We start from the raw sequence: 21,039 nt of genomic DNA, 5'->3' as shown, positions 1-21,039 counted from the left end.
GGGCTGAGGCGGGGCTGAGGCGGGGTGGGTGCGGCGCGAGCGCGGGGGTCAGGCCGGCGCCGGGTGGGTCACCGGCCGGCCGGGGGGCCGGTGACCGGCCGGTGCGGGGTCGGGCCGGTGGTCGGCCGGTGCGGGGTCGGGCCGGTGGTCGGCCGGTGCGGGGTCGGGCCGGTGGTCGGCCGGTGCGGGGTCGGGCCGGTGGTCGGCCGGTGCGGGCCCCGGCCGGTGGCCGACCGGTGCAGATCCGGCCCGGTGGCCGGTGTGCGTCAGCGGATGCGGGAGGCCGACCTTCGGCGGACGGTGCGACAGGGGCTGACGCGGAGAGGGTGCGGGGGCCGGGCCGACGCGGAGAGGGTGCGGGCACCGGGCCGACGCGGAGAGGGTGCGGGGGCCGGGCCGACGCCGGATGGGTCGCCGACCAGCGGGAGTCCGAGCCCGGTGGCCGACCCGTGCGGGGTCGGGCCGGGGGCCGACCGCTACGGTTCCGGCCGGGGGGCGGGTCCCGGCCGGTGCGGGTCCGGACCGGTGGCCGGTGTGCGGGTCTGGACCGGGGGCCGACCCATGAGAGCGCAGGCGGCGTCGGCGGATGCGGGAGGCCGAGCTGCGGGGGACGGTGCGGCAGGGGCTGAAGCGGGATCGGCGCAGGCGCCCGGGACCTGGGCCGACGCCGGGCGGGTCGCCGACCAGCGGGAGTCCGGGCGCAGTGGCCGACCGGCACGGGTCCGGACCGGTGGCCGACGTGCGGGTCCCGGCCGTGGGGACCGGTGCAGGTACGGACCGGTGGCCCGATGCCGGGCGTCGGCGCTGCGCAGGTCGGCGGCCGGTACTGGGACCGGTGCCGGATCGGTGTGGTCCTGGCCTCGGCCGGTGTTAGATACGGACCTCGACCGTTTTCGCGAGGCGGTCGTGGAGTCCTCGCCCGTCCCGGTCCCAGATCAGCGCCGGGATGGCCAGGCAGAGCAGGACCGAGCGGAACAGGGAGCGCAGCGGGCTGACCGTGCCGGTCTCCAGGGCGACGACCCGGAGGCCGAAGATCCGCTTACCCGGAGTGGAGCCGACCGTGCCGACGGTCAGCACGCTCAGCACGAAGAAGATGCCCAGTGCCCAGTTGCTGGTAGCCGGGCCGTTGCCGTGCGTGATCAGGCCGTATGCGATCAAGACACACAGCCCCCAGTCCACGAGCAGCGCGCCGAGCCGCCGCCCGGGCCGGGCGATCGAGTTCGGCCCCTGCTCCGGGAGCCCCAGCTGCTCACCCCGGTAGCCGAAGTCCGCACCGGCCTCTTCCATGGCCGCGCGGGGCCCGGAGAGCCACGATCCGATTGCCTGCCTGTTGTCCACGCGACCACGGTACTGTGCCCGAAATGACCGGGGTACGGCGGGGTGTCCCGGGGCTACGGTGGAAGCGTGGCCGGTTAACTTCTGCGAAACAAACGAGTCACGCCCGAGAAATCACCCATCCCTAGGGTCGAGACCAGCGTGTGCCACCGCACTGGCCGCACGAACGATCTACCACCCCGGCGAGGACGGTCGGGAGTAGGAGGAGCTGGATGTTCCAGAACGCCGACGAGGCCAAGAAGTTCATCGCGGACGAGGACGTCAAGTTCGTCGACGTCCGCTTCTGCGACCTGCCGGGCGTCATGCAGCACTTCACGGTGCCCGTTGAGGCGTTCGACCCGGACGAGGAGCTCGCCTTCGACGGCTCGTCGATCCGCGGCTTCCAGGCCATTCACGAGTCCGACATGGCCCTGCGCGCCGACCTCTCCACCGCCCGCGTGGACCCGTTCCGCCGCGACAAGACCCTCAACATCAACTTCTTCATCCACGACCCGATCACGGGCGAGCAGTACTCCCGCGACCCGCGCAACGTGGCGAAGAAGGCCGAGGCCTACCTCGCCTCGACCGGCATCGCGGACACCGCCTACTTCGGTCCCGAGGCGGAGTTCTACGTCTTCGACTCGGTCCGCTTCGCCACCTCCGCGAACGAGTCCTTCTACCACATCGACTCCGAGGCGGGCGCCTGGAACACCGGTGCGGTGGAGAACAACCGCGGTTACAAGGTCCGCTACAAGGGCGGCTACTTCCCGGTCGCGCCGGTCGACCACTTCGCCGACCTGCGTGCCGAGATCTCCCTGGAGCTGGAGAAGTCCGGCCTGAAGGTGGAGCGCCAGCACCACGAGGTGGGCACGGCCGGCCAGGCGGAGATCAACTACAAGTTCAACACGCTGCTCGCCGCGGCCGACGACCTCCAGCTCTTCAAGTACATCGTGAAGAACGTGGCCTGGCGCAACGGCAAGACCGCGACCTTCATGCCGAAGCCGATCTTCGGTGACAACGGCTCGGGCATGCACGTGCACCAGTCCCTCTGGTCCAACGGCGACCCGCTGTTCTACGACGAGGCCGGTTACGCGGGCCTGTCGGACACCGCCCGCTACTACATCGGCGGCATCCTCAAGCACGCCCCGTCGCTGCTGGCCTTCACCAACCCGACGGTGAACTCGTACCACCGCCTGGTGCCGGGCTTCGAGGCGCCGATCAACCTGGTGTACTCGCAGCGCAACCGCTCCGCCGCCATGCGTATCCCGATCACGGGTTCGAACCCGAAGGCCAAGCGTGTCGAGTTCCGCGCGCCCGACTCCTCCGGCAACCCGTACCTCGCCTTCTCGGCCCTGCTCCTCGCGGGCCTGGACGGCATCAAGAACAAGATCGAGCCGGCCGAGCCGATCGACAAGGACCTGTACGAGCTGGCTCCGGAGGAGCACGCGAACGTCGCCCAGGTCCCGACCTCGCTGAACGCCGTCCTGGACGCGCTCGAGGCCGACCACGAGTTCCTCCTCCAGGGCGACGTGTTCACGTCCGACCTGATCGAGACCTGGATCGACTTCAAGCGCACCAACGAGATCGCCCCGCTCCAGCTGCGTCCGCACCCGCACGAGTTCGAGCTGTACTTCGACGTGTGATCGACACCGCCGAGCGCCTCTGGGGGCCGTCATCCGCAAGGGTGGCGGCCCCCGCCGCGTTCGCCGGTCCCGGCCGCGCTCAGCCCGTGTGCCGGAACCGGCTGCGGTACTCCGTCGGGGTGGTGTCGAGCTTGCGGCGGAAGGCGCGGATGAGGGTGTCGACGGTGTTGAACCCGCAGGCCGCGGCCACCCGCTCCAGGGTGTCGTCGGTGGTCTCCAGCCGGTTGCGGGCCGCCTCGACCCGGGCCGACTCGATGTACGACGCCGGGGTCGTGCCCAGTTCGGTCTTGAACAGGCGGGTCAGCTGGCGCTCGCTGACATGGGCGTGGGCGGCGAGGTCGGCGACGGTGAGCCGGCCGGTGGCGTGCCGGGTGACATGGCGGCGCAGCTCGTCCATGCGGCGGGTGGTCGAGACGGGTTCGAGGGGGACGCTGAACTGGCTCTGGCCGCCCGGCCGCTTCAGGTACATCACCAGTTGCCGGGCGACCCGCAGCGCGACGGTCTCGCCGAAGTCCTCGGCGACCAGGGCGAGGGAGAGGTCCAGGCAGGCCGTGATGCCCGCGCCGGTCCACACCTTGCCGTCGCGGATGAAGATCGGGTCGGCGTCGACCTCGACGGACGGGTGCTCGGCGGCCAGCTGCTGTGCCGTCGACCAGTGGGTGGTGGCGCGCCGGCCGTCGAGCAGTCCGGCGGCGGCGAGCAGATGGGCGCCCACACAGACGGAGGCGATGCGCCGGGCGCGTTCGGCGAGGATCCCCACCCACCGGACCACCTCCGGGTCGGTCCGGGCATGGACCCGCCGGTGCTCGTCGACGTCGACCGAGCCGGGCACCAGCAGGGTGTCGATGGGGCCCTCGGCGGCCTGCTCGAAGGTGAGGTCCGGCAGCACCCGCACCCCGGCGGAGGTGGTGACCGGGTCCAGGCCCGCGGCCGCCAGCGCGACCCGGTAACCGCCGGCCTCCTCCGTCTCCCGGCGCAACAGCGCGAACACCTCCGGCGGCCCGGTGACATCGAGCAGATCGACCCCCTCGAACAGCAGCACGACGACCACGCGCTCCTCCCCCACCTCGTCCCTCTCCTTCTCGATGTCCGAATCTGCAAGTCACCCGACATTGTCGCCATAGCGGGAGCGCTCCTAGCGTGAGGGGCATGGAAACGACAACGCTCCGCGACCTCAACGACCTCGACCCGACCCCGGCCTCGCTGGCCGCCTCGACGCTGATCCTGGTCGACTACCAGAACACCTACACCCGGGGCGTCCTGGAACTGACGGGCTGGGAGGCCGCGCTCGACGCCGGCGCCGAGCTGCTGGCCCGGGCCCGCGAGGCCGGCGCCAGGGTCGTCCACGTCATACACGACGGCGGCCCGGGCACCCCCTACGACATCCGCGCCGACATCGGCCGGATCCACCCGCGCGTCGCGCCCGCCGAGGGCGAGGCCGTGGTGGTCAAGGGGGCACCCGACGCGTTCCGTGACACCGACCTGGGCGCCCATGTCGACGCGGCCGGCCACCAGGACGTGATCATCGCCGGCTTCATGACCCACATGTGCGTGACCTTCACCACCCAGGGCGCCTTCCTCCGCGGCAACCGCCCCACGGTCGTCGCCGACGCCTGCGCGACCCGCCCCCTGTCCACCCCCGTGGCCGCCGTCCAGGCCCCCGAGCTCCACCACAGCGCCCTGGCCACCATCGCGGACCTGTACGGCGTGGTCGTACCGTCCGTGACGGCCCTGCGCTGAGCCAGGCCGCCCTCTCCACCGGCGCCGCACAACCTTCCCGGCTTTCCATGCTTCCTACTCTCGGGGGATCATCCCTCCTGACTCTGTCGGACGAGAGAGGTTGAACGGGGATGTCTGAACTGGACGACTGGGAGGGCGAGTTCGACCACAGGTGGGCGAACTCGGCTGAGCACAAGGAGCCTTCGGCGCGGGCTCGGATGCTGGCCGCGCGGTGGAAGGAGAACCCGCCGAATCCGGCGCCCTTCCGCGCCGACCCGGATCCGGTGGGGCCGCGACGCTCGTCGTGGGTGTCGACGGTCGTGGTGCTCGGCTGCGTGGCCGCGGTGATAGTGCTGCTGGGGTACGCGCAGATGCGTTCCTCGTACTGAGGGGGTGCGGGCGGTGGCCGGGCTGCGGGTGCTCGATGCCCCGGCTGCCCTCGGCCGCCGGCCTGCTCGGAGATCCGGATGGACGGCTGCGGGCGCGGATCCGGGTGCTGCTGGGTTGATTTCTCCGGGGCGGCCGGGGTGCCCCTCGTGCCGCGCCCGGGACACGCCGGCGGCCTTTTGCTGGTCCTAGGGCCGATCGGGAGCGCTTCATGGCGGTCCGGAGGTGCACACTGGACAGCGGGACGAGTGCCTGACTGCGGGGTGATGCACAATGCAGAGCCGCTTCCGGAGCGACCGGCGACTGACCATGCGCATGGGTCTCACGCTGTTCCTGCTCGGGTTGCTGTACGTGGGCTTCGTAGCTGCCCTGATCGTGCTGCTGAAGTCCTGGCTGCTGGTCGTCGTCCTGGTCGGGGCGATGTTCGTGGCGCAGTTCTGGTTCTCCGACCGGATCGCCATGTTCGCGATGCACGGCCGGGTGGTGGAGCGGGAGGAGTATCCCGAGCTGCACGCGGTGGTCGACCGGCTGTGCGCGATCGCGGACATGCCCAAGCCGGTGGTCGCGGTGTCCGAGATGGACATGCCGAACGCGTTCGCGACCGGGCGGAATCCCGATCACGCCGTCGTCTGTGTGACGACCGGGCTGCTGCGCCGGCTGGACCCCGCCGAGCTGGAGGGCGTGCTCGCGCACGAGCTGTCGCACGTGGCGCACAAGGACGTCGCCGTGATCACGATCGCCTCCTTCCTCGGGGTGATCGCGGGGCTGATCGTGCGGTTCGCCTTCTACTCACAGGTGTTCGGCGGAGGCCGCCGGGACCAGAACACGGCCGTCGTGTTCGCCGCCGTGCTCGGTGTCTCCGCGGCCGTGTACGCGATCAGCTTCCTGCTGATCCGGGCGCTGTCCCGGTACCGGGAGCTGGCCGCCGACCGCGCCGCCGCCCAGCTGACCGGCCGGCCCTCGGCGCTGGCGTCCGCGCTGACCAAGGTCTCCGGGGACATCGCCCGGATCCCGACCAAGGATCTGCGCACCGCCCAGGCGTTCAACGCGTTCTACTTCACCCCGGCCGCCGGCAAGGAGCCCGGGCTGGAGCGGTTCTTCTCCACCCATCCGACCCTGGAGCAGCGTCTGGCACAGCTGGGCCGGATCTCGGCGGAGCTGGGCGAAGCGGCCATCCCCGGGGCGGGCGAATGACCGTGACACGTCGGCGGAAGGCGGGCTGAGCGTTGGGGCTGCTGGACATCCTGCTGGGGCGTACGAAACCGGTCGCGCCCGATCTCGACCAGCTGTTCGCGCTGCCGTCGGCCGCCGTCACCCTCCAGGCGGCGGCCGGTTTCACCCCGACCGGCGGCGGGGCGGTGTGCTTCGCCACGGTGGAGGGCGCGGCCTTCGAGCAGACCCACCGGGAGGTGCAGGCGCTGCTCGACGCGGACGCCGAGCGCACCGGTCCCCCGGTGGACCTGCGGCGGGACGACTACGGCTACTCCTGGCTGGTGTCCCAGCGCTCCCCCGACCAGCTCCCGCAGCTGGTCAACGACCTGCACGCGGTGAACAGCTCGATGGAGGCCAACGGCTTCGGCCCGCAGCTGCTGTGCTCGCTGGCCGGGTTCCGGGACGACGGGGGCCGCAGTCTGGCGCTGGTGTATCTGTACAAGCGGGGGAGCTTCTATCCCTTCGCGCCGCTGCCGGGCGGCGGGCAGCGGCGGAACAGCGCGCTGGAGCTCCAGGTGAAGGCGGCACTCGCGGACGATCTGCGGATCGAGCCGGACCTCGCCCGCTGGTTCCCGGTGTGGGGCGCCCCCGGACTCTGACCGGGGACGCCCTGGCTCACCTGCTCTTCTGCTGCTCCTGACGGCGGGCCTCGTAGGGGCACTCACGGCGGTAGCGGCGCTCCCAGCGGGCCTGCCGGTCGCGGCGCTCGCGGTAGGCCCGGTAGCTGTCCGGCAGCGCACCGGCGCCGGGCGCGGGCGGGGCCGTACCGGTCGAACCGGTCGTGCCAGTCGTGCCGGTCGTACCGGGTGATCCGCGGCCGTGCGTGGCGTAGAGATAGAGCAGCGCTACGGCGGCGAGCCACCACAGATGGTCTCCGATACCGAGGATGACCAGGACGGCAGTCCCGGTCGCGACGATGCCACGCATGACGGACCTCCTTGGGTGCCGGTGACGGAAAGGGTGGGTGGCTGAAGGGGAGGGTGTCGGCTTCGTGCCGTTTGTTCAGCGTAGGGAGAGCGGGAGCGCGGCTGCATCCGGTTTTCCGCGGCCCGTGCCGGATTCCACGGCCGTGTCGCTACCCGGCGCGTTCGCCGTCCCGCGCCCTCACAGGCCGGGCGCCGCCCTCACAGGCCCGGCGCCGCCGTCACCACGCCCGCCGCGATGGCCGCGCCGAGCGTGCCGTGGTCGGCGGCGGTCCGGTCGGCGTAGGCGAGGGCGAAGTCCGCGACCGAGCGGTCGAAGGTGTCGGCGCCGCCGAGGTAGGCGGCGATGGCGACCCGGTCGCCGGAGCGGGCGTGCGCGCGGGCCAGGACGCTGCCGCACAGCCGGGCGTAGCCGGCCAGGGCCGCCGGGCCCAGGCCGGCCACGTCCACCGCGCCGCCCTTGGCCTGGCGCAGGTGCCGCCAGTAGAAGGCGCGGCCCTGGGGGCCGGTGGCGGCGCCGAGGAAGAGGTCGGCACCGGCCTGGAGCAGCCGCTGCCCGGCGACGACCCGGTCCCCGGGGTGGACGTACGGCCCGCTCGGCAGATGCTCCTCCAGCACCGAGGTCCGCGCCTCCCTGATCCGCAGGAACAGCGGGTCGCCCGCGTCCCGTCCGGCGAGCAGCACGAGGAAGCAGCGCATGCCGACGCTGCCGACGCCGACGACCTCGCGGGCGGCGTCGGCGAAGCGGTAGCGGTCGAGGAGGCTGCGGCGCTCCTCGGGGAGGGTGGAGCGGTAGTCGCTGAAGAGCTTGCGCAGGGAGGCGGTGTCCGGGGCACCGGCGGGCTCCAGCAGCGGCGGGTCGTGGATGATCCGGCACCGCCCGTCCACCAGCTCGGTGAGTTTGCCGAGGGCCGGCAGGTGGGTGCGGCGGCGGGCCCGGGTGAGCGTGGCCCCGGCCCGCGCCCGGCGCCGTCCGGAGCGGACCAGGGGGCGCAGGCTCGCCGTGTCGATCCGCTCGTGCCAGACGGCCAGTTCGCCGAGTCCGGCCAGCCGGCGGACGGTCGTGCGGTAGCCGGCGCAGGCGGCCCGGGCGGCGGTGCGCGCGGCGCCCTTGCCGTGGCCGTTCTCCAGGGCCGCGACGGCGACGCTGGCGGCGAGCCGCTTCACGTCCCATTCGAAGGGGCCGGGGAAGGTCTCGTCGAAGTCGTCCAGGTCGAACAGGAGGGTGCGGTCGGGGGCGGTGTACAGGCCGAAGTTCAGCAGATGGGCGTCGCCGCACAGCTGCACGGTGAGACCGGTGTGCGGGGCGGCGGCCAGGTCGGCGGCCATCACCGCCGCGGCGCCGCACAGGAAGGCGAGCGGGGAGGCGGCCATCCGGCCGTACCGCACGGGCAGCAGCTCCGGGAGCCGGTCGCGGCCCTGCCGTTCCAGTACGGCGACCGGGTCGGGGCGCTCGGCGGACGGCAGCCAGAGGGCGTGCGCGGAACGGGCGACGCGCTTGCGGGCCTCCTTGCCGCGCCGGGCGCGGTCCTCCGGAGTACTCATACGGCGGCCTCCCTCGGCTCCTCCCGCGCAGCTCCTGCTCGCAGTGAAGGCGCGGGAGGAGCCGGCCGCACGCGGATTACGCCGAACAGGTGACGGGAGGCCGGGGCCGTTGTCAGTGCGGTGCGCGACCATGCAGGCAGGGATCGGCGTGAGGGGATGGCGGCATGCGGCACATCGGCGTGGAGGAGCGGCGGGCCCGGCTGGCGGTGCGGCACCGGCTGGCGGGGGCGGTCCGGGCGGCGCGGCCGGAGGAGGTCGCCGGCGCGCTGGTGGCCCTGCACGGCACGGACCCGGCGACGGTGTATCTGGCGCTGGCCGCGCGCCTGGCCGACCCGGCGCGGACGGTCCCGGAGACGGAGCGGGCGCTGTACGAGGACCGCACGCTGGTCCGGATGCACGGCATGCGGCACACCGTGTTCGTGTTCCCGGCCGAGCTGACGGCGGTCGTGCACGCTTCGACGGGGCTGGCGGTGGCCGCGCGGGAGCGGGCGCACCTGCTCCGGGACATGGCCCGGGCGGGCGCCCCGGACGCGGACTGGCTGGCGGAGGTGGAGAAGGCGACGCTGGCCGCGCTGGAGCGGCGGGGCCAGGCGACCGCGGCGGAGCTGTCGGCGGACGAGCCGCGGCTGCGCGAGCAGTTCGTGTACGGCGCGGGCAAGAGCTACGAGGGCGTGCACACGGTGTGTTCGCGGCTGCTGCGCGTGCTCGGGGTCGAGGGCAAGGTCGTCCGCGGGCGGCCGCTCGGCTCCTGGACCTCCGGGCAGTTCCGCTGGGCGCCGGCCCCGCCGCATCCGGAGCTGGACGGCGGTGTGGCCCGGGCGCGGCTGCTGGAGCGCTGGCTGAGAGCCTGCGGCCCGGCCACCGAGGCGGATCTGAAGTGGTGGACGGGGTGGCGGGTGAGCGAGGTCCGCGGGGCGCTGACGGCGATCGGGGCGCGTGAGGTGTCGCTGGCGGAGGGCACGGGCTATGTGGCGGACGGCGACACGGACCCGGTGCAGGCCCCGGAAGAGCCGTGGGCGGCGCTGCTGCCGGCTCTCGACCCGACGGCCATGGGCTGGCAGCAGCGGGACTGGTACCTCGAACCGGGCCTGCGGCCGCAGCTGTTCGACCGCAGCGGGAACGTGGGGCCGACGGTGTGGTGGAACGGCCGGGTGGTGGGCGGCTGGGCCCGGCGCGCGGACGGGGAGGTCGTGTGGCGGATCCTCGCGGACGGCGTCGGCGCGGAGGGCGAGGCGGCGATCGCGCGGGAGGCGGAGCGGTTGCGGGCCTGGGTGGGGGCGACGCGGATCATCCCGCGTTTCCGGACGCCGCTGGAGCGGGAGTTGTCGGCCTGAGACCGGCGCCGGGCGCCCCGGGTCACGGGGCGTCCGGCGCCGTACCTCATCGGCTGTAGCGCAGCAGGGCGCGCACCATGTGGCAGGTGGTGGCGGACGGCGGATGCACACCGATCCGCTCGGCGGTGCTGCGGATCGCCTCGTCTCCCGCCTGGTTCGGCGCGTAGACACCGGAGTCGAGCAGGGCTATGGCGAGGCGCATGGCCTTCAGCCGCCGGTTGTGCGTGACGTACCAGTCGCGCGGCCGTCCGGCCGGCAGCGGCCGCTTCACCACGGGCTCGTAGGGCGAGTCGAACAGCACGGAACGCTTGGCGGTGGACTGGGTCGGCAAGGGCTTCGGCTTCAGAGCGGCAGCGGGCACAGGCATCCTCCTGTCGCGGTCAGGGGGCCGTCCAGGGTTCCGGTGACCCCCTCGAACACTGCCTCCATTCTACTGCCGGGCACTGACAACGGGATGGTCGCGGAGTGCGCGAACTCCCAGGTCAGGCTGGAAATTGGCACTGTGTCACACCAGGTTCGGAAGGTGCGGATGAGGCGGTCGGAATTCGAACACGCCGGGGGGTCAGCGGCCGAGGGCGTGCAGCACCGCGGCCGCGATGGCGCCTTCCCCCGTGGCGTTCGGATGCAGCGGCAGGGCGGGCGAGGCGGGGAGGAGCCCCTCGATCCAGGGGGCGGCGGAGCAGGCGTCATGACCCAGGGTCGGGGTCAGGGTGTCGACGTAGGTGTCGCCGTCGGCGCGGGCGGCGGTGGCGACCGTGTCGTTCAGGTCGCCCAGGACGGTGCGCAGGAACGTGAGGTCCCCGGTGGTGATGGGCATCTTGCCGAGGCACCGGGTGGGGTCGTCGGGCAGTACCGCCGGATAGCCGACGACCAGCACCCGGGCCCGGGGGGCGCGGGCGCGGATCTGCCGGAGGGCGCTGCCCAGTTCCGCCCCGGCGGCCTGGAGCCGCTCGGTGAGGGTGTCCTGGTAGTAGTCGCGGCACGGGGTGCCGAGCGGGGCGGTCACGGACAGGCCGGAGCAGGTGGCGGCGACGTCGCCGAACCCGAAGTCGGACGTGCCGAGGTTGTCGCCCGCGACGGTGACGGTGACCAGGGTGGCGTCCGGTGCGACGGCGTCGAGCTGGGGGCCGTTGACCGCCGAGCCGGCGTCCGTCTGGGCGGTGGTGAGCGCGCCGGTCTTCGCCCCGGCGCAGGTCACGTCCCGGTAGCCGGCCGGGGTCAGGGAGGCCGCGACGAGCCGGCCGTAGTCGTGGTCGGAGCGCATGCACAGCCCGGCGGACTGGCCGGGGATGCCGGCGCCGGCGGCGTAGGAGTCGCCGAGCGCCACATAGGTGCCGGCGGCCGGGTCGGTGCCGCTCGCGGCGGTGGTGTCCGCGTGGGCGGTGGTGGTGAGGGCGGTGGCGAGCAGGGCTCCGCCGACCAGGGCGGACATTCTCTGCACCGCGGTCGGCTTCGGTCGGTTCAGTGCGGCTCTGGGCACGGTCACTCCTGGGGAGGCTCACGACGGACGTCACGTTCGATACCGGCCGGTAACGGTGTGGACATCGTGGTGGGCCCAGGCCCGGCGGGCCATGTGCCCGCGCACCGTGCCGGGCCGGTCCGACTGTCCCGGCGCACAACGGTCTTGTGGGGCGCGCGGCGCTGCGTAACCTCCCGGTCATGACCCGCATACCGCCGCCCCCGCCCGCGATCGCGCCGGTCGCCGCCGTGCTGCTGGGCCGCGCGCCGGACCTGGGGCTGCGGATGGCCCGCCGGATCCGCGCCGAGGTCGGCTACTACGGCGGCCGGGGGCCCGTCGCCTTCGAGGATCTGACGGCCTCCTGCCGGCGCAACGCCGAGCTGGTCTTCGGGCAGCTGGCCGACGGCTGCCCGGCCGGTCCGGAGGCGGCCCGGGAGACCGGCCGCAGAGCGGCCCGCGAGGGTGCGCCGCTCGGGGAGCTGCTGCACGCCTACCGCGTCGGCTCGGAGTTCCTGTGGGCCGAGCTGGCGGCCGAGGCTCGCACCGCGGACGCCGTCACCACCGACACCGTGGTCGCGCTGGCAGCGTGGTGGATGAACGAGGGGCTGGCGGCGGCCGCCAGTGACGCCTACCGGGAGACCGCCTCGGAGCTGCTGCTCCAGCGGGAGCGCGAGCGGTCCGCGCTGGTCGAGGCCCTGTTCACGGGGGTGCTGACCGACCGCACCACCGTGTGGGAGGCGGCCGACGCGCTCGGGCTGCCGGCCGAGGGGCCGTTCGTCGTGGTGGCGGCCGGGGTGCCCGCGCCGGGCCGGGAGGGGCTGCCCGGGATCGAGCCCCGGCTCCAGGCGGAGCGGATCCGCTCGGCCTGGCGGCTGCTGCCCGACGCGCAGATCGGCGTGGTGGCACCCGCGGGCCCGGACGGCGAGGAGGCGGTGCTGCGCGTCCTCGGCGGTTTCACCGCCTCCCGGGTGGGGGTCAGCCCCGCCTACTCCGCGCTGCGGGACACGCCCCGGGCGCTGCGGCTGGCCCGGCTGTGCCTGGCGCGGCTGCCGAAGGGGGCGGCGGGCGTCGTACGGTTCGACGACAGCCCGGTCGCCACGCTCGTGGCCGCGTCCCTGGACGAGGCCGGCCGGATCGCGCGGGCGGTGTTCGCGCGCGTGCTGGAGCTGCCGCCGGAGGAGAGCGGCCGGCTGCTGGAGACCCTGGACCACTGGTACGCGGCCGGGGGTTCGGCGGCCGACGCGGCGCGGCGGCTGTACTGCCATCGCAACACCGTCCGCTACCGGCTGCGCCGGCTGGAGGAGCTGACCGGCCGCTGCCTGCGCGATCCCCGCGCGGTCGCCGACCTCGCCGTGGCCCTGGAGGCACTGCGGCTGCTGCCGCCGGAGCCCGGGTAGCGTGGCGCGCATGGAAATCTGGATCAATCCCGCCTGCTCCAAGTGCCGTAGCGCGATCGGCCTGCTCGACGCCGAGGGCGCCGACTACACCGTCCGCCGCTACCTGGAGGACGTGCCGAGCGCGGACGAGATCAGGGCCGTACTGGAGCGGCTGCGCCTGGAGCCGTGGGACATCACCCGCACCGGCGAGCAGGCCGCCAAGGAGCTGGGGCTGAAGGACTGGCCGCGGGATGCGGAGTCGCGGGAGCGGTGGATCACGGCGCTCGCCGAGCACCCGAAGCTCATCCAGCGGCCGATCATCACCGCCGACGACGGTACGGCCCTGGTCGCCCGCACCGAGGAGGCCGTACGCGAGGCCCTGGCGCACAACAAGAGCTGAGCGCCGCTCAACTCCCCTGTGACTCAGGTTACTTGAGCAAGCGCTTGAGCGGCTGAGCAACCCTGTTCGGTATCTCGTACCTAGCGACGTACGCTCCCCTACCTCTTTCAGGAGGCGCGCATGTCGCGCAGGAGAACTCTCGGTACGAAGAAGAAGATCGCGCTGCTCGTCAGCGCCGCGGCGGTGGCTGGTGGCGGTGCCTTCGCGCTGGCCACCACGTCGAACGCCGCCCAGCCCGGTGCCCAGCACGCGCGGACGCTGTCGGCCGGGGACGCGGGCGTGTGCCAGGGGCTGGCCACGGCGCTCGGCAACAACCAGAAGTTCATCGACGGCCAGAAGGCGCATCCGGACGGCCAGTCGGCGGCCCGGATCGCCAACCGGCAGGCGGTGATCGACCAGATCAAGGTCCAGCAGAAGGCCGCCGGATGCACCGTCGGGGAGTCGGCTCAGGGCTCCCAGACGGCACAGGACGGCACCGCCGGACAGGCCGGGCAGCAGGCGGGCGGACAGGCCGGGCAGCAGGCGGGCGGACAGGCCGGGCAGCAGGCCGGCGGACAGCAGGGCCAGCAGGCCGCCGGACAGGCGGGCGCGCAGTCCGGTCAGCAGGTCTGCAAGGGCTCCACCGTGACCCTGTCCGGCGAGGCCGGTGCCCCGGCCGCGTCCAGCGGGCAGTTCCCGGCGGGTACGACCCTGAAGGTCACCAACCTGGACAACAACAAGTCCACGACGGTGAAGGTCACCTCCGTCTCCGGCAGTTGCGTGCTGCTCAACAACGCGGCCTTCGAACAGGTCAGGGAGCCCGGCAAGTTCCTGATCCGGCACGCGCTGATCGAGAAGGTGGGGTGAGGCTCAGGATCCGGACAGGAACGCGGTGAGGCGGCCGGCCACGTCGTCGTCGGGCCCCGCGGACTGGGGCAGCGCGTGATGGGAGACCCCCGGCAGGATCGCCGTCCGCACGCGCGGCAGCAGTGCGCGCGCCCGGCCGGCCACCTCACCCGCCGCATGGGTCCTGCTGTTCGCGGCCACGAGCAGCAGGACCGGCAGGTCCAGCGCGCGCAGCGCGTCCGGCGCCGGGCGCGGGCCGGTCACCGGCCGCTCGGCGGGGAAGCCGGCGGCGGCCTCCTGGAGCCGCAGCCAGTCGGGGTCCAGGTCCCTCCGCCCGGTCTCCCACTCCAGGAAGGCGCGGACCCGGCCGGGTGTGGGCCCGAGCAGCATCGGCAGCGCGCGCAGCAGGTAGGACTTCCGGTACCCGGCGAAGCACTGGGTCGGGTCCAGGAGGAACAGCCGGCGTACCCGGGCGCGGGAGCGCAGCGCGTGGTGCAGGGCGATCCAGCCGCCGTACGAGTGTCCGCCCACGTCGGCGGCGCCGGCGCCGAGGCCGTCGAGCAGGGCGTCCAGCCAGGCCGCCAGATCGTCGGCGGTGCGCAGCGGGCGGGCGTCGGCCGGGGTGCCGAGGCCGGGGCGGCCGATCAGGTCGGCGGCGTACACCCGCCGGATCCGGGACAGCTCGGCGGCCTGGGCGTACCAGGAAGCGGCGGTCGCCCCGTCGCCGCCGGGCAGGAGCAGCAGCGGGGGCGCGTCGCGCGGGCCGCAGGCGTTGACATGGGTGTCCCCGAAGGGGGTGGAGACGAACAGGGACTCCCGGTCCGCCGGCCATTTCGCCAGCACCCTGTCGTACGCAACCCGGAAGGCGTCGCCGTCGTACCCGGCCGTGGAAACCATCGGAGAACCCCCTATTATCTCGCTCAGCAAGATATTCGCCGAGCGAGATAGTAGCGGGGAGGCCCTGTGGAGACGGACCCGGTACCCGGACCCGAGCTGGAGACCGTCCATCTGCTGCGGGCGGTCGCCGTCGAGCTGGGGCTGCACAGCGGCCGGTTCGCGCAGGAGCACGGCATGCACCCCACGGACGTACGCGCCCTGATCGCGCTCATGGACGCGCGGCGGGCCGGCGAGGAGCTGACCGCCGGACGGCTCGGCGCCGCGCTCGGCCTGAATTCGGCGGGCACCACCGCCCTCGTGGACCGGCTGGAGCGGGCGGGACACGTACGCCGGGTGCGCGGGACGCAGGACCGGAGGCGGGTGGTGATCGAGGTGGAGGAACGCGCCGTCGCGCTCGGCTGGTCCTTCTTCGGCCCGCTGATCGAGCGCTGCCTGGAGCTGCTGCGCGGCTACGACGAGCGCGAGCGGGCCGCGATCCACGGGTTTCTCGACGGGGTGCGGCGGGCCGCGGCGGACGCGTCCCATACCCCGCCCGCCGGCACCTCACAAGGTGACCCGCGGCACAGAACCACCAGGTAACACGGGGTTCACATTCGAGCAATGACCGGGAAACCGCCTGTTGACAAGCTGCGCGGCAGATCGAGCGGCGCCCCAGTGCCGCAGCGCCGCAGCACCCGCCCGCCGGTGCGCCCGACCCACCCCCGAAGGATGTGGCCCCGTGACCTTCAAGGCTGAGTACATCTGGATCGACGGCACCGAGCCGACGGCCAAGCTCCGTTCCAAGACGAAGATCATCACGGGTTCCCCGGCCGGTCTCGACGCGCTGCCGATCTGGGGCTTCGACGGCTCCTCCACCAACCAGGCCGAGGGCCACTCCTCGGACCGCGTCCTCAAGCCGGTCTTCACCTGCCCGGACCCGATCCGCGGCGGCGACGACATCCTGGTGCTGTGCGAGGTCCTCGACATCGACATGACCCCGCACTCCTCCAACACCCGGGCCGCGCTGGCCGAGGTCGCGGAGCGGTTCGCCGCGCAGGAGCCGATCTTCGGCATCGAGCAGGAGTACACCTTCTTCGACGGCGCCCGCCCGCTGGGCTTCCCCGAGGGCGGCTTCCCGGCCCCCCAGGGCGGCTACTACTGCGGTGTCGGCGCCGACGAGATCTTCGGCCGTGAGATCGTCGAGGCCCACCTGGACAACTGCCTGAAGGCGGGCCTGGGCATCTCCGGCATCAACGCCGAGGTCATGCCCGGCCAGTGGGAGTTCCAGGTCGGCCCGCTGGCCCCGCTGGAGGTCTCCGACCAGCTGTGGGTGGCCCGCTGGCTGCTCTACCGCACCGCCGAGGACTTCGGCGTCTCCGCCACCCTCGACCCCAAGCCGGTCAAGGGCGACTGGAACGGCGCCGGCGCGCACACCAACTTCTCCACCAAGGCGATGCGCGAGGGCTACGACGCGATCATCACCGCGTGCGAGTCGCTCGGCGAGGGCTCCAAGCCGCTCGACCACGTCAAGAACTACGGCGCCGGCATCGACGACCGGCTGACCGGTCTGCACGAGACCGCCCCGTGGAACGAGTACTCCTACGGCGTCTCGAACCGCGGTGCCTCGGTCCGCATCCCGTGGCAGGTCGAGAAGGACGGCAAGGGCTACATCGAGGACCGCCGTCCGAACGCCAACGTCGACCCGTACGTGGTGACCCGCCTGCTGGTGGACACCTGCTGCTCCGCCCTGGAGAAGGCCGGCCAGGTCTGATCCTCCCGCTCGTCCGCAGGGGCGCCCGCCGTGACGGCGGGCGCCCCTGCCGCATGCCCGGCGCCCGCCCTGCCCCGCTCCCCCGTCCGCGAGTTGCCGGTGACACCAGGGTCGTCGGAGCGGACCGGGTCTGCTTCAATAGGCGCATGGCCGGCTTCCAGAAGAACCTCGCGACGGGTCGTCACGACCTCGAGCCCTTCTGGCCGTCCCGTCAGCACCACGACTTCGACCGGATGTGTTGTCGCGCGACCACCGCGCGGACCCGCTGAAGCCGTAACTCCCGGCCCCGGTCGGCGCGAAACGACGTACGTCCCCGACGCACTCCTCGCGCGAAAGAGCTGACCTCTCATGGCGATCACCCGTTCCCTGCCCTCCCCTTCCCCCGTCGCCCCCTCCCCCGTCGGCGCCCGGCACCGGCTGCGCGCCGTCGCCCCGGACGAGGCCTTCGACATCGCGGAGCTGCTGCCGCCCGGCGCCACCTGGCTGCCCGCCCCGCAGCACACCCTGCCCGCGCTGCCCGGCCGGCCGCCGATGGTCGGCTACCTGGTGCTGGTCCCCGCCGACCAGCACCCGCCGTTCACCCCCGTCGCCGTACCGGACCCGGTCGCCGTGCCGGACCCGGCCGACGACGCCGCGGCCGGCCCGCCCGATCCCCTGGTCCGCATCGACCTCACCCGGCGCACCGCCGGCGTCGACGGCCGCACACTGGACCTCACCTACCTGGAGTTCGAGCTGCTCGCCCACCTGGTGGCCAACCCGCACCGGGTGCACACCCGCGACCAGCTGGTCTCCACGGTGTGGGGGTACGGCCATGTCGGCGACGGCCGTACCGTCGACGTGCACGTCGCCCGGCTGCGCCGCAAGCTGGGCGCCGAGCACCGCCGGGCGATCCAGACGGTGCGCCGGGTCGGCTACAAGTACACCCCGCCGGCCGGGCGCTGAACCCCGTCGTTCTGCCGACGGCAGAGCGCTCTTCCCGCCCCGCCCCCGGGCGGGCAGGCTCCCCGGTATGAGACTTCTGGTGCTGGGCGGTACGGAGTTCGTGGGCCGGGCCGTCGTGGAGGCCGCGCTCGACCGCGGCTGGGAGGTGACCGTCTTCAACCGGGGGCGCCGCGAGCCCCCCGCCGGGGTGCGGTCGCTGACCGGTGACCGCGCCTCCCCGGACGGCCTGGCCGCCCTCGCCGCGCACCCGGGCAGCTGGGACGCGGTCGTCGACACCTGGTCCGGTGAGCCTCGTGCCGTACGGGGGTCGGCACGAGCCTTGCGGGAGCGGGCCGGACGGTATGTGTACGTCTCCAGCCGCTCGGTGTACGCCTGGCCCTGGCCGCCCGGGGCCGCCGAGGACGCCGCCGCGCTGGTCGAGGGGGCGTCCGCCGACGCCGGGACGTCCGACTACGCCCGGGACAAGCGGGGCGGTGAACTGGCCGCCGTGGCGGAGTTCGGCGCCGCACGCTCGGTGCTGGTGCGGGCCGGGCTGATCCTCGGCCCGTACGAGAACGTCGGCCGGCTGCCCTGGTGGCTGTCCCGGACGGCCCGCGGCGGCCCGGTCCTGGCGCCGGGACCGGCCGGGCTGCCGCTCCAGTACGTCGATGTGCGCGACCTCGCCCAGTGGCTGCTCGGCGCGGTGGAGCGGGGGGCGAGCGGGCCGTACAACCTGGTGAGCCCGCCCGGCCACACCACCATGGGCGAACTGCTGCGGGCCTGCGCCGAGGTGACCGGCGCGGGCGCCGAGCTGCGCTGGACCGACCCGGAGACGATCCTGGCCGCCGGCATAGAACCGTGGACCCAGCTGCCGGTCTGGGTGCCGCCCGGCGAGGAGTGGGCCGGCGCCCACGGAGCGGACGTCTCCCGGGCGCTGGAGACCGGGCTGGTGTGCCGGCCGGTGACGGAGACCGTCGCGGACACCTGGCGCTGGCTGACCGGGATCGGCGGCGAGGCGCCCCGCCGCCCGGACCGGCCCGCCGTCGGGCTGGATCCGGACGTGGAGGCCGGGGTGCTGGCCCTGGCGAGCCAACTCGCTGTTTCCGAAGGGAATTTGTGAGACCGGTGAACACCTTTGGGGCGGCGCCCGTATGGAAGGGCGCCGCTTCACTCCTGTCGGGCGCCTCGCTGCCGCCCCGCAAGGAAGTCAGAGGAGTTCCATGGGACGCAACACACGCAAACGCCGTACGCCACCGGCCACCAAGGCGCTAGCCGCAGCGGCGGCCCTAGCGCTCGGTGGGGGCGGGCTGCTCTGGGCGAACTTCTACGCCTCGGCGCACGAGTCGGACAATCAGATGTGGGGAGGCAACCAGACGAAGGCCGCAACGGCGCAGGTCGCCACCATCTCCTGCCCCGACGTCGGCCAGAAGCTGACGAACGTGCCGAACGCCGCCCGCTGGGGTGTCGCACAGGAGCTGTCGAACCTCGACAAGCAGATCACCGAGGCCTACACCCGGCTCGCCTCCACCCGGGACGCGCAGTCGAAGGACCCCAGCTTCGTGCAGAACGCGATCGTCGGCCCGCTCAAGGAAAAGCGGTCGGCGACGATCAACCGGATCCGCATCGACGTCCAGCGCGCCGGCGGCAGCTTCGACAACTCGCTCGCCCAGCTCGCCTCCTGCACGACGCAGTCCGCCAACCAGACCACCGCTGGGGGGAACAACGGTGGCCAGCAGAACAACACCGGCGGTCAGCAGCAGGGCGGCGCCGGCCAGCAGGGCGGTGCCGGGCAGAACATCGGCGGCCAGGCCGGCAACGGCCCCGTCGCGGCGGACTTCGTGGACATCACCAAGGTCGCCCCGAACGTCCAGGGCAAGCCGCGCCAGACCGGCAACGCCTCGACGGGCACGTTCGTCACCCGCTGCGGGGTGAACGCCAACAAGAACCACAACACCGACAACGTCATCGTGGCGCCCGGAGTGACCAACGGCGCGCACCACCTGCACGACTACGTCGGCAACCAGAAGATCAACGCCTTCGCCAGCAACCAGACGTTCCTCCAGGGCGGCACCAGCTGCCAGAACAAGAACGACCTGTCGGCGTACTACTGGCCGGTGGTCCGGGTCCAGGACGGCACCCAGGACTTCGACCAGAACGCCCTCGGCGGTGGCAAGGAGGGCAACGCCGGCCGGATCCTGACCCCGGTGGCCGCGCAGATCAAGTACGTGGGCAGCCCGGCGAGCAAGGTGGTGCCGATGCCGCAGTTCCTGCGGATCATCACCGGTGACGCCAAGACCACCACCAACGGCCTGGCGAACGCCAACGCGCACTGGAGCTGCACCGGCTTCGAGAACAAGGTCCAGCTGACGCAGCAGTACCCGATCTGCCCGCAGGGCAGCAAGGTGGTGCGGACCTTCGCCTTCCAGAGCTGCTGGGACGGGCAGAACATCGACAGCGCCAACCACCGTACGCACGTGGCCTTCCCGGACCCGGCGAGCGGGGTCTGCCCGAACGGCTTCAAGGCCATCCCGCAGCTGACCATGCGGCTGGTCTACAACATCACCCCGCCGACCGTGCAGAACGGCCAGGTGAAGAACGCCTACGCGGTGGACGGCTTCCCGGAGCAGCTGCACAAGCCGGCCACGGACCACGACGACTTCATCAGCATCACGACCGGCGGTCTGGCCAACCGGATCGCGAACTGCATCAACAGCGGCGCGAACTGCGCCTGACCCCGCCCCACCCCGCGGACGGGCCGTGAACGAGGCCGGTGACGGAAGCCCCCCTCCCGTCACCGGCCTCCCGCGTGCCCGGGGCCGCGCTCAGCCGCCGTGCATATGGCGGTGGTCGGTGCCCATCTCGACATCACCGCCGAGCGTGCCCCGCAGCGCACGGACCGTGCCGTCGTCGCCGACGGCGACCCACTTGCGGCCGACGAGGTAGTAACCGCCGTAGTCCTTCGCGTCGTTGATCCACTCGCGCTGGCCGCGGTCGGTGGCGAAGGTCGCGAGGATGAACTTGCCGTCCTTGTTGGCGCAGATGGCCTGGCGGATCTCGTCGGCGTCCGTCTGCATGTCCGGCGTGCAGCGCACCGCGGCGGCCAGCTTCTCCAGGCTGCCGGTCGCGGTCGGCGGCACCTTCGCGGTCGTGCCGCCGGCGCCGCAGCCGCCCAGCGCGAGGACCGCGGCGGCGGCGAGCATCGGTCGGGTCAGCCTCATCTGTTCCTCCGGATCGTGTGGCCCACAGCATGCGTCAGCTCCTTCGGATACGGCTCCCGGCCGCGGAGCGCTCAAATCCGGGGCCGCGCCGGGGCGGGCCACCCGGCCGGCGGTGA

Annotated in this window: 23 protein-coding genes; 15 read left to right on the top strand and 8 right to left on the bottom strand. The window is 73.2% G+C overall.

The window, feature by feature from the left end; all coding sequences use genetic code 11:
* Nucleotides 1-870: 870 nt before the first annotated feature.
* Nucleotides 871-1,338, bottom strand: coding sequence for an RDD family protein (locus ACZ5CZ_RS27595; RefSeq protein WP_385845074.1), 468 nt, complete (start codon nt 1,336-1,338; stop codon nt 871-873).
* Nucleotides 1,339-1,547: 209 nt separating this feature from the next.
* Here ACZ5CZ_RS27595 and glnA point away from each other — a divergent pair, with 209 nt between their 5' ends.
* A complete protein-coding gene (gene glnA / locus ACZ5CZ_RS27590; RefSeq protein ID WP_385845075.1) occupies nt 1,548-2,957 on the top strand; it encodes a type I glutamate--ammonia ligase in 1,410 nt (469 codons plus the stop codon).
* Nucleotides 2,958-3,036: 79 nt separating this feature from the next.
* Here the strand turns inward: glnA and ACZ5CZ_RS27585 are convergent, their stop codons facing one another.
* Entirely contained in the window at nt 3,037-4,023 is a 987-nt protein-coding gene (locus tag ACZ5CZ_RS27585) for a GlxA family transcriptional regulator (protein WP_468946936.1), read from the bottom strand.
* An 83-nt stretch (nt 4,024-4,106) separates the two neighbouring features.
* Between ACZ5CZ_RS27585 and ACZ5CZ_RS27580 the strand changes: the two genes are divergently transcribed.
* The 4 genes from ACZ5CZ_RS27580 (at nt 4,107) to pspAB (ending at nt 6,874) form a co-directional block, all read left to right on the top strand.
* Nucleotides 4,107-4,697 (top strand): cysteine hydrolase family protein, encoded by a 591-nt coding sequence (locus ACZ5CZ_RS27580; protein WP_468946934.1) that lies wholly within the window; start codon nt 4,107-4,109, stop codon nt 4,695-4,697.
* Nucleotides 4,698-4,807: 110 nt separating this feature from the next.
* Nucleotides 4,808-5,065 (top strand): SCO2583/SCO2584 N-terminal domain-containing protein, encoded by a 258-nt coding sequence (locus ACZ5CZ_RS27575; protein WP_468946931.1) that lies wholly within the window; start codon nt 4,808-4,810, stop codon nt 5,063-5,065.
* A gap of 271 nt (nt 5,066-5,336) precedes the next feature.
* Nucleotides 5,337-6,257 (top strand): zinc metalloprotease HtpX, encoded by a 921-nt coding sequence (gene htpX, locus ACZ5CZ_RS27570; protein ID WP_468946929.1) that lies wholly within the window; start codon nt 5,337-5,339, stop codon nt 6,255-6,257.
* 32 nt (nt 6,258-6,289) lie between these two features.
* Nucleotides 6,290-6,874, top strand: a complete 585-nt coding sequence (gene pspAB / locus ACZ5CZ_RS27565; protein ID WP_385845083.1) for a PspA-associated protein PspAB — start codon at nt 6,290-6,292, stop codon at nt 6,872-6,874.
* A 16-nt stretch (nt 6,875-6,890) separates the two neighbouring features.
* On the opposite strand, the gene ACZ5CZ_RS27560 is transcribed toward pspAB, so the two are convergent.
* Together ACZ5CZ_RS27560 and ACZ5CZ_RS27555 are read right to left on the bottom strand one after the other, a co-directional pair.
* Nucleotides 6,891-7,202 (bottom strand): hypothetical protein, encoded by a 312-nt coding sequence (locus tag ACZ5CZ_RS27560; RefSeq protein WP_468946926.1) that lies wholly within the window; start codon nt 7,200-7,202, stop codon nt 6,891-6,893.
* A 197-nt stretch (nt 7,203-7,399) separates the two neighbouring features.
* The gene (locus ACZ5CZ_RS27555; protein WP_385845087.1) at nt 7,400-8,743 is read right to left on the bottom strand and encodes a DUF2252 domain-containing protein; all 1,344 of its coding nucleotides are present in this window, start codon (nt 8,741-8,743) and stop codon (nt 7,400-7,402) included.
* A gap of 164 nt (nt 8,744-8,907) precedes the next feature.
* Here ACZ5CZ_RS27555 and ACZ5CZ_RS27550 point away from each other — a divergent pair, with 164 nt between their 5' ends.
* Nucleotides 8,908-10,077 carry a winged helix DNA-binding domain-containing protein gene (locus ACZ5CZ_RS27550; RefSeq protein ID WP_385845088.1) on the top strand — a complete coding sequence of 390 codons (1,170 nt, stop codon included), beginning with the start codon at nt 8,908-8,910 and terminating at the stop codon, nt 10,075-10,077.
* 46 nt (nt 10,078-10,123) lie between these two features.
* Here ACZ5CZ_RS27550 and ACZ5CZ_RS27545 read toward each other — a convergent pair whose 3' ends face one another.
* Together ACZ5CZ_RS27545 and ACZ5CZ_RS27540 are read right to left on the bottom strand one after the other, a co-directional pair.
* Entirely contained in the window at nt 10,124-10,438 is a 315-nt protein-coding gene (locus ACZ5CZ_RS27545) for a hypothetical protein (RefSeq protein WP_385845089.1), read from the bottom strand.
* A gap of 201 nt (nt 10,439-10,639) precedes the next feature.
* Nucleotides 10,640-11,557: an SGNH/GDSL hydrolase family protein gene (locus ACZ5CZ_RS27540; RefSeq protein ID WP_385845091.1), complete on the bottom strand. Its 918-nt coding sequence runs from the start codon at nt 11,555-11,557 to the stop codon at nt 10,640-10,642.
* Nucleotides 11,558-11,736: 179 nt separating this feature from the next.
* On the opposite strand from ACZ5CZ_RS27540, the gene ACZ5CZ_RS27535 reads away from it, so the two are divergent.
* The 3 genes from ACZ5CZ_RS27535 (at nt 11,737) to ACZ5CZ_RS27525 (ending at nt 14,158) form a co-directional block, all read left to right on the top strand.
* The gene (locus tag ACZ5CZ_RS27535) at nt 11,737-12,933 is read left to right on the top strand and encodes a PucR family transcriptional regulator (protein ID WP_468946922.1); all 1,197 of its coding nucleotides are present in this window, start codon (nt 11,737-11,739) and stop codon (nt 12,931-12,933) included.
* A gap of 10 nt (nt 12,934-12,943) precedes the next feature.
* Nucleotides 12,944-13,312 carry an arsenate reductase family protein gene (locus ACZ5CZ_RS27530; RefSeq protein ID WP_385845093.1) on the top strand — a complete coding sequence of 123 codons (369 nt, stop codon included), beginning with the start codon at nt 12,944-12,946 and terminating at the stop codon, nt 13,310-13,312.
* Nucleotides 13,313-13,432: 120 nt separating this feature from the next.
* Nucleotides 13,433-14,158 (top strand): RlpA-like double-psi beta-barrel domain-containing protein, encoded by a 726-nt coding sequence (locus tag ACZ5CZ_RS27525; RefSeq protein WP_468946919.1) that lies wholly within the window; start codon nt 13,433-13,435, stop codon nt 14,156-14,158.
* Nucleotides 14,159-14,161: 3 nt separating this feature from the next.
* Here the strand turns inward: ACZ5CZ_RS27525 and ACZ5CZ_RS27520 are convergent, their stop codons facing one another.
* On the bottom strand, nt 14,162-15,034 hold the full coding sequence (locus ACZ5CZ_RS27520) for an alpha/beta fold hydrolase (protein WP_468946916.1): 873 nt from the start codon (nt 15,032-15,034) through the stop codon (nt 14,162-14,164).
* Between the two features lie 66 nt (nt 15,035-15,100).
* On the opposite strand from ACZ5CZ_RS27520, the gene ACZ5CZ_RS27515 reads away from it, so the two are divergent.
* The 6 genes from ACZ5CZ_RS27515 to ACZ5CZ_RS27490 all read left to right on the top strand — a co-directional run bounded on the left by ACZ5CZ_RS27515 (nt 15,101) and on the right by ACZ5CZ_RS27490 (nt 20,437).
* Complete coding sequence (locus ACZ5CZ_RS27515) at nt 15,101-15,613, top strand: MarR family winged helix-turn-helix transcriptional regulator (RefSeq protein WP_468946913.1); 513 nt, start codon at nt 15,101-15,103, stop codon at nt 15,611-15,613.
* A 139-nt stretch (nt 15,614-15,752) separates the two neighbouring features.
* Nucleotides 15,753-16,784 (top strand): glutamine synthetase, encoded by a 1,032-nt coding sequence (glnII, locus tag ACZ5CZ_RS27510; protein ID WP_385845099.1) that lies wholly within the window; start codon nt 15,753-15,755, stop codon nt 16,782-16,784.
* 146 nt (nt 16,785-16,930) lie between these two features.
* Nucleotides 16,931-17,053: a hypothetical protein gene (locus ACZ5CZ_RS27505; protein ID WP_385845100.1), complete on the top strand. Its 123-nt coding sequence runs from the start codon at nt 16,931-16,933 to the stop codon at nt 17,051-17,053.
* Nucleotides 17,054-17,132: 79 nt separating this feature from the next.
* Nucleotides 17,133-17,726 (top strand): winged helix-turn-helix domain-containing protein, encoded by a 594-nt coding sequence (locus tag ACZ5CZ_RS27500; RefSeq protein ID WP_468946908.1) that lies wholly within the window; start codon nt 17,133-17,135, stop codon nt 17,724-17,726.
* A gap of 67 nt (nt 17,727-17,793) precedes the next feature.
* Nucleotides 17,794-18,825: an SDR family oxidoreductase gene (locus tag ACZ5CZ_RS27495; RefSeq protein ID WP_468946905.1), complete on the top strand. Its 1,032-nt coding sequence runs from the start codon at nt 17,794-17,796 to the stop codon at nt 18,823-18,825.
* Between the two features lie 100 nt (nt 18,826-18,925).
* Nucleotides 18,926-20,437 (top strand): DUF1996 domain-containing protein, encoded by a 1,512-nt coding sequence (locus ACZ5CZ_RS27490; RefSeq protein WP_468946903.1) that lies wholly within the window; start codon nt 18,926-18,928, stop codon nt 20,435-20,437.
* 90 nt (nt 20,438-20,527) lie between these two features.
* Here ACZ5CZ_RS27490 and ACZ5CZ_RS27485 read toward each other — a convergent pair whose 3' ends face one another.
* A complete protein-coding gene (locus tag ACZ5CZ_RS27485) occupies nt 20,528-20,923 on the bottom strand; it encodes a hypothetical protein (protein ID WP_385845105.1) in 396 nt (131 codons plus the stop codon).
* Nucleotides 20,924-21,039 lie beyond the last annotated feature (116 nt).

It is taken from the genome of Streptomyces sp. NPDC031418 (genome assembly GCF_055581605.1).
Note: the sequence above shows the minus strand (reverse complement) of the source record. Positions and strands in the feature narration are given on the sequence as shown.

Excerpts from the sequence above, each read along its gene's own strand:
- ACZ5CZ_RS27575 (WP_468946931.1), top strand. The coding sequence starts at position 4,808 with ATGTCTGAACTGGACGACTGGGAGGGCGAGTTCGACCACAGGTGGGCG.
- ACZ5CZ_RS27495 (WP_468946905.1), top strand. The coding sequence starts at position 17,794 with ATGAGACTTCTGGTGCTGGGCGGTACGGAGTTCGTGGGCCGGGCCGTC.
- glnA (WP_385845075.1), top strand. The coding sequence starts at position 1,548 with ATGTTCCAGAACGCCGACGAGGCCAAGAAGTTCATCGCGGACGAGGAC.
- ACZ5CZ_RS27500 (WP_468946908.1), top strand. The coding sequence starts at position 17,133 with ATGGCGATCACCCGTTCCCTGCCCTCCCCTTCCCCCGTCGCCCCCTCC.
- ACZ5CZ_RS27505 (WP_385845100.1), top strand. The coding sequence starts at position 16,931 with ATGGCCGGCTTCCAGAAGAACCTCGCGACGGGTCGTCACGACCTCGAG.
- ACZ5CZ_RS27520 (WP_468946916.1), bottom strand. The coding sequence starts at position 15,034 with ATGGTTTCCACGGCCGGGTACGACGGCGACGCCTTCCGGGTTGCGTAC.
- ACZ5CZ_RS27490 (WP_468946903.1), top strand. The coding sequence starts at position 18,926 with ATGGGACGCAACACACGCAAACGCCGTACGCCACCGGCCACCAAGGCG.
- ACZ5CZ_RS27530 (WP_385845093.1), top strand. The coding sequence starts at position 12,944 with ATGGAAATCTGGATCAATCCCGCCTGCTCCAAGTGCCGTAGCGCGATC.
- ACZ5CZ_RS27560 (WP_468946926.1), bottom strand. The coding sequence starts at position 7,202 with ATGCGTGGCATCGTCGCGACCGGGACTGCCGTCCTGGTCATCCTCGGT.
- ACZ5CZ_RS27525 (WP_468946919.1), top strand. The coding sequence starts at position 13,433 with ATGTCGCGCAGGAGAACTCTCGGTACGAAGAAGAAGATCGCGCTGCTC.
- ACZ5CZ_RS27580 (WP_468946934.1), top strand. The coding sequence starts at position 4,107 with ATGGAAACGACAACGCTCCGCGACCTCAACGACCTCGACCCGACCCCG.
- htpX (WP_468946929.1), top strand. The coding sequence starts at position 5,337 with ATGCAGAGCCGCTTCCGGAGCGACCGGCGACTGACCATGCGCATGGGT.
- ACZ5CZ_RS27550 (WP_385845088.1), top strand. The coding sequence starts at position 8,908 with ATGCGGCACATCGGCGTGGAGGAGCGGCGGGCCCGGCTGGCGGTGCGG.
- ACZ5CZ_RS27535 (WP_468946922.1), top strand. The coding sequence starts at position 11,737 with ATGACCCGCATACCGCCGCCCCCGCCCGCGATCGCGCCGGTCGCCGCC.
- ACZ5CZ_RS27555 (WP_385845087.1), bottom strand. The coding sequence starts at position 8,743 with ATGAGTACTCCGGAGGACCGCGCCCGGCGCGGCAAGGAGGCCCGCAAG.
- ACZ5CZ_RS27485 (WP_385845105.1), bottom strand. The coding sequence starts at position 20,923 with ATGAGGCTGACCCGACCGATGCTCGCCGCCGCCGCGGTCCTCGCGCTG.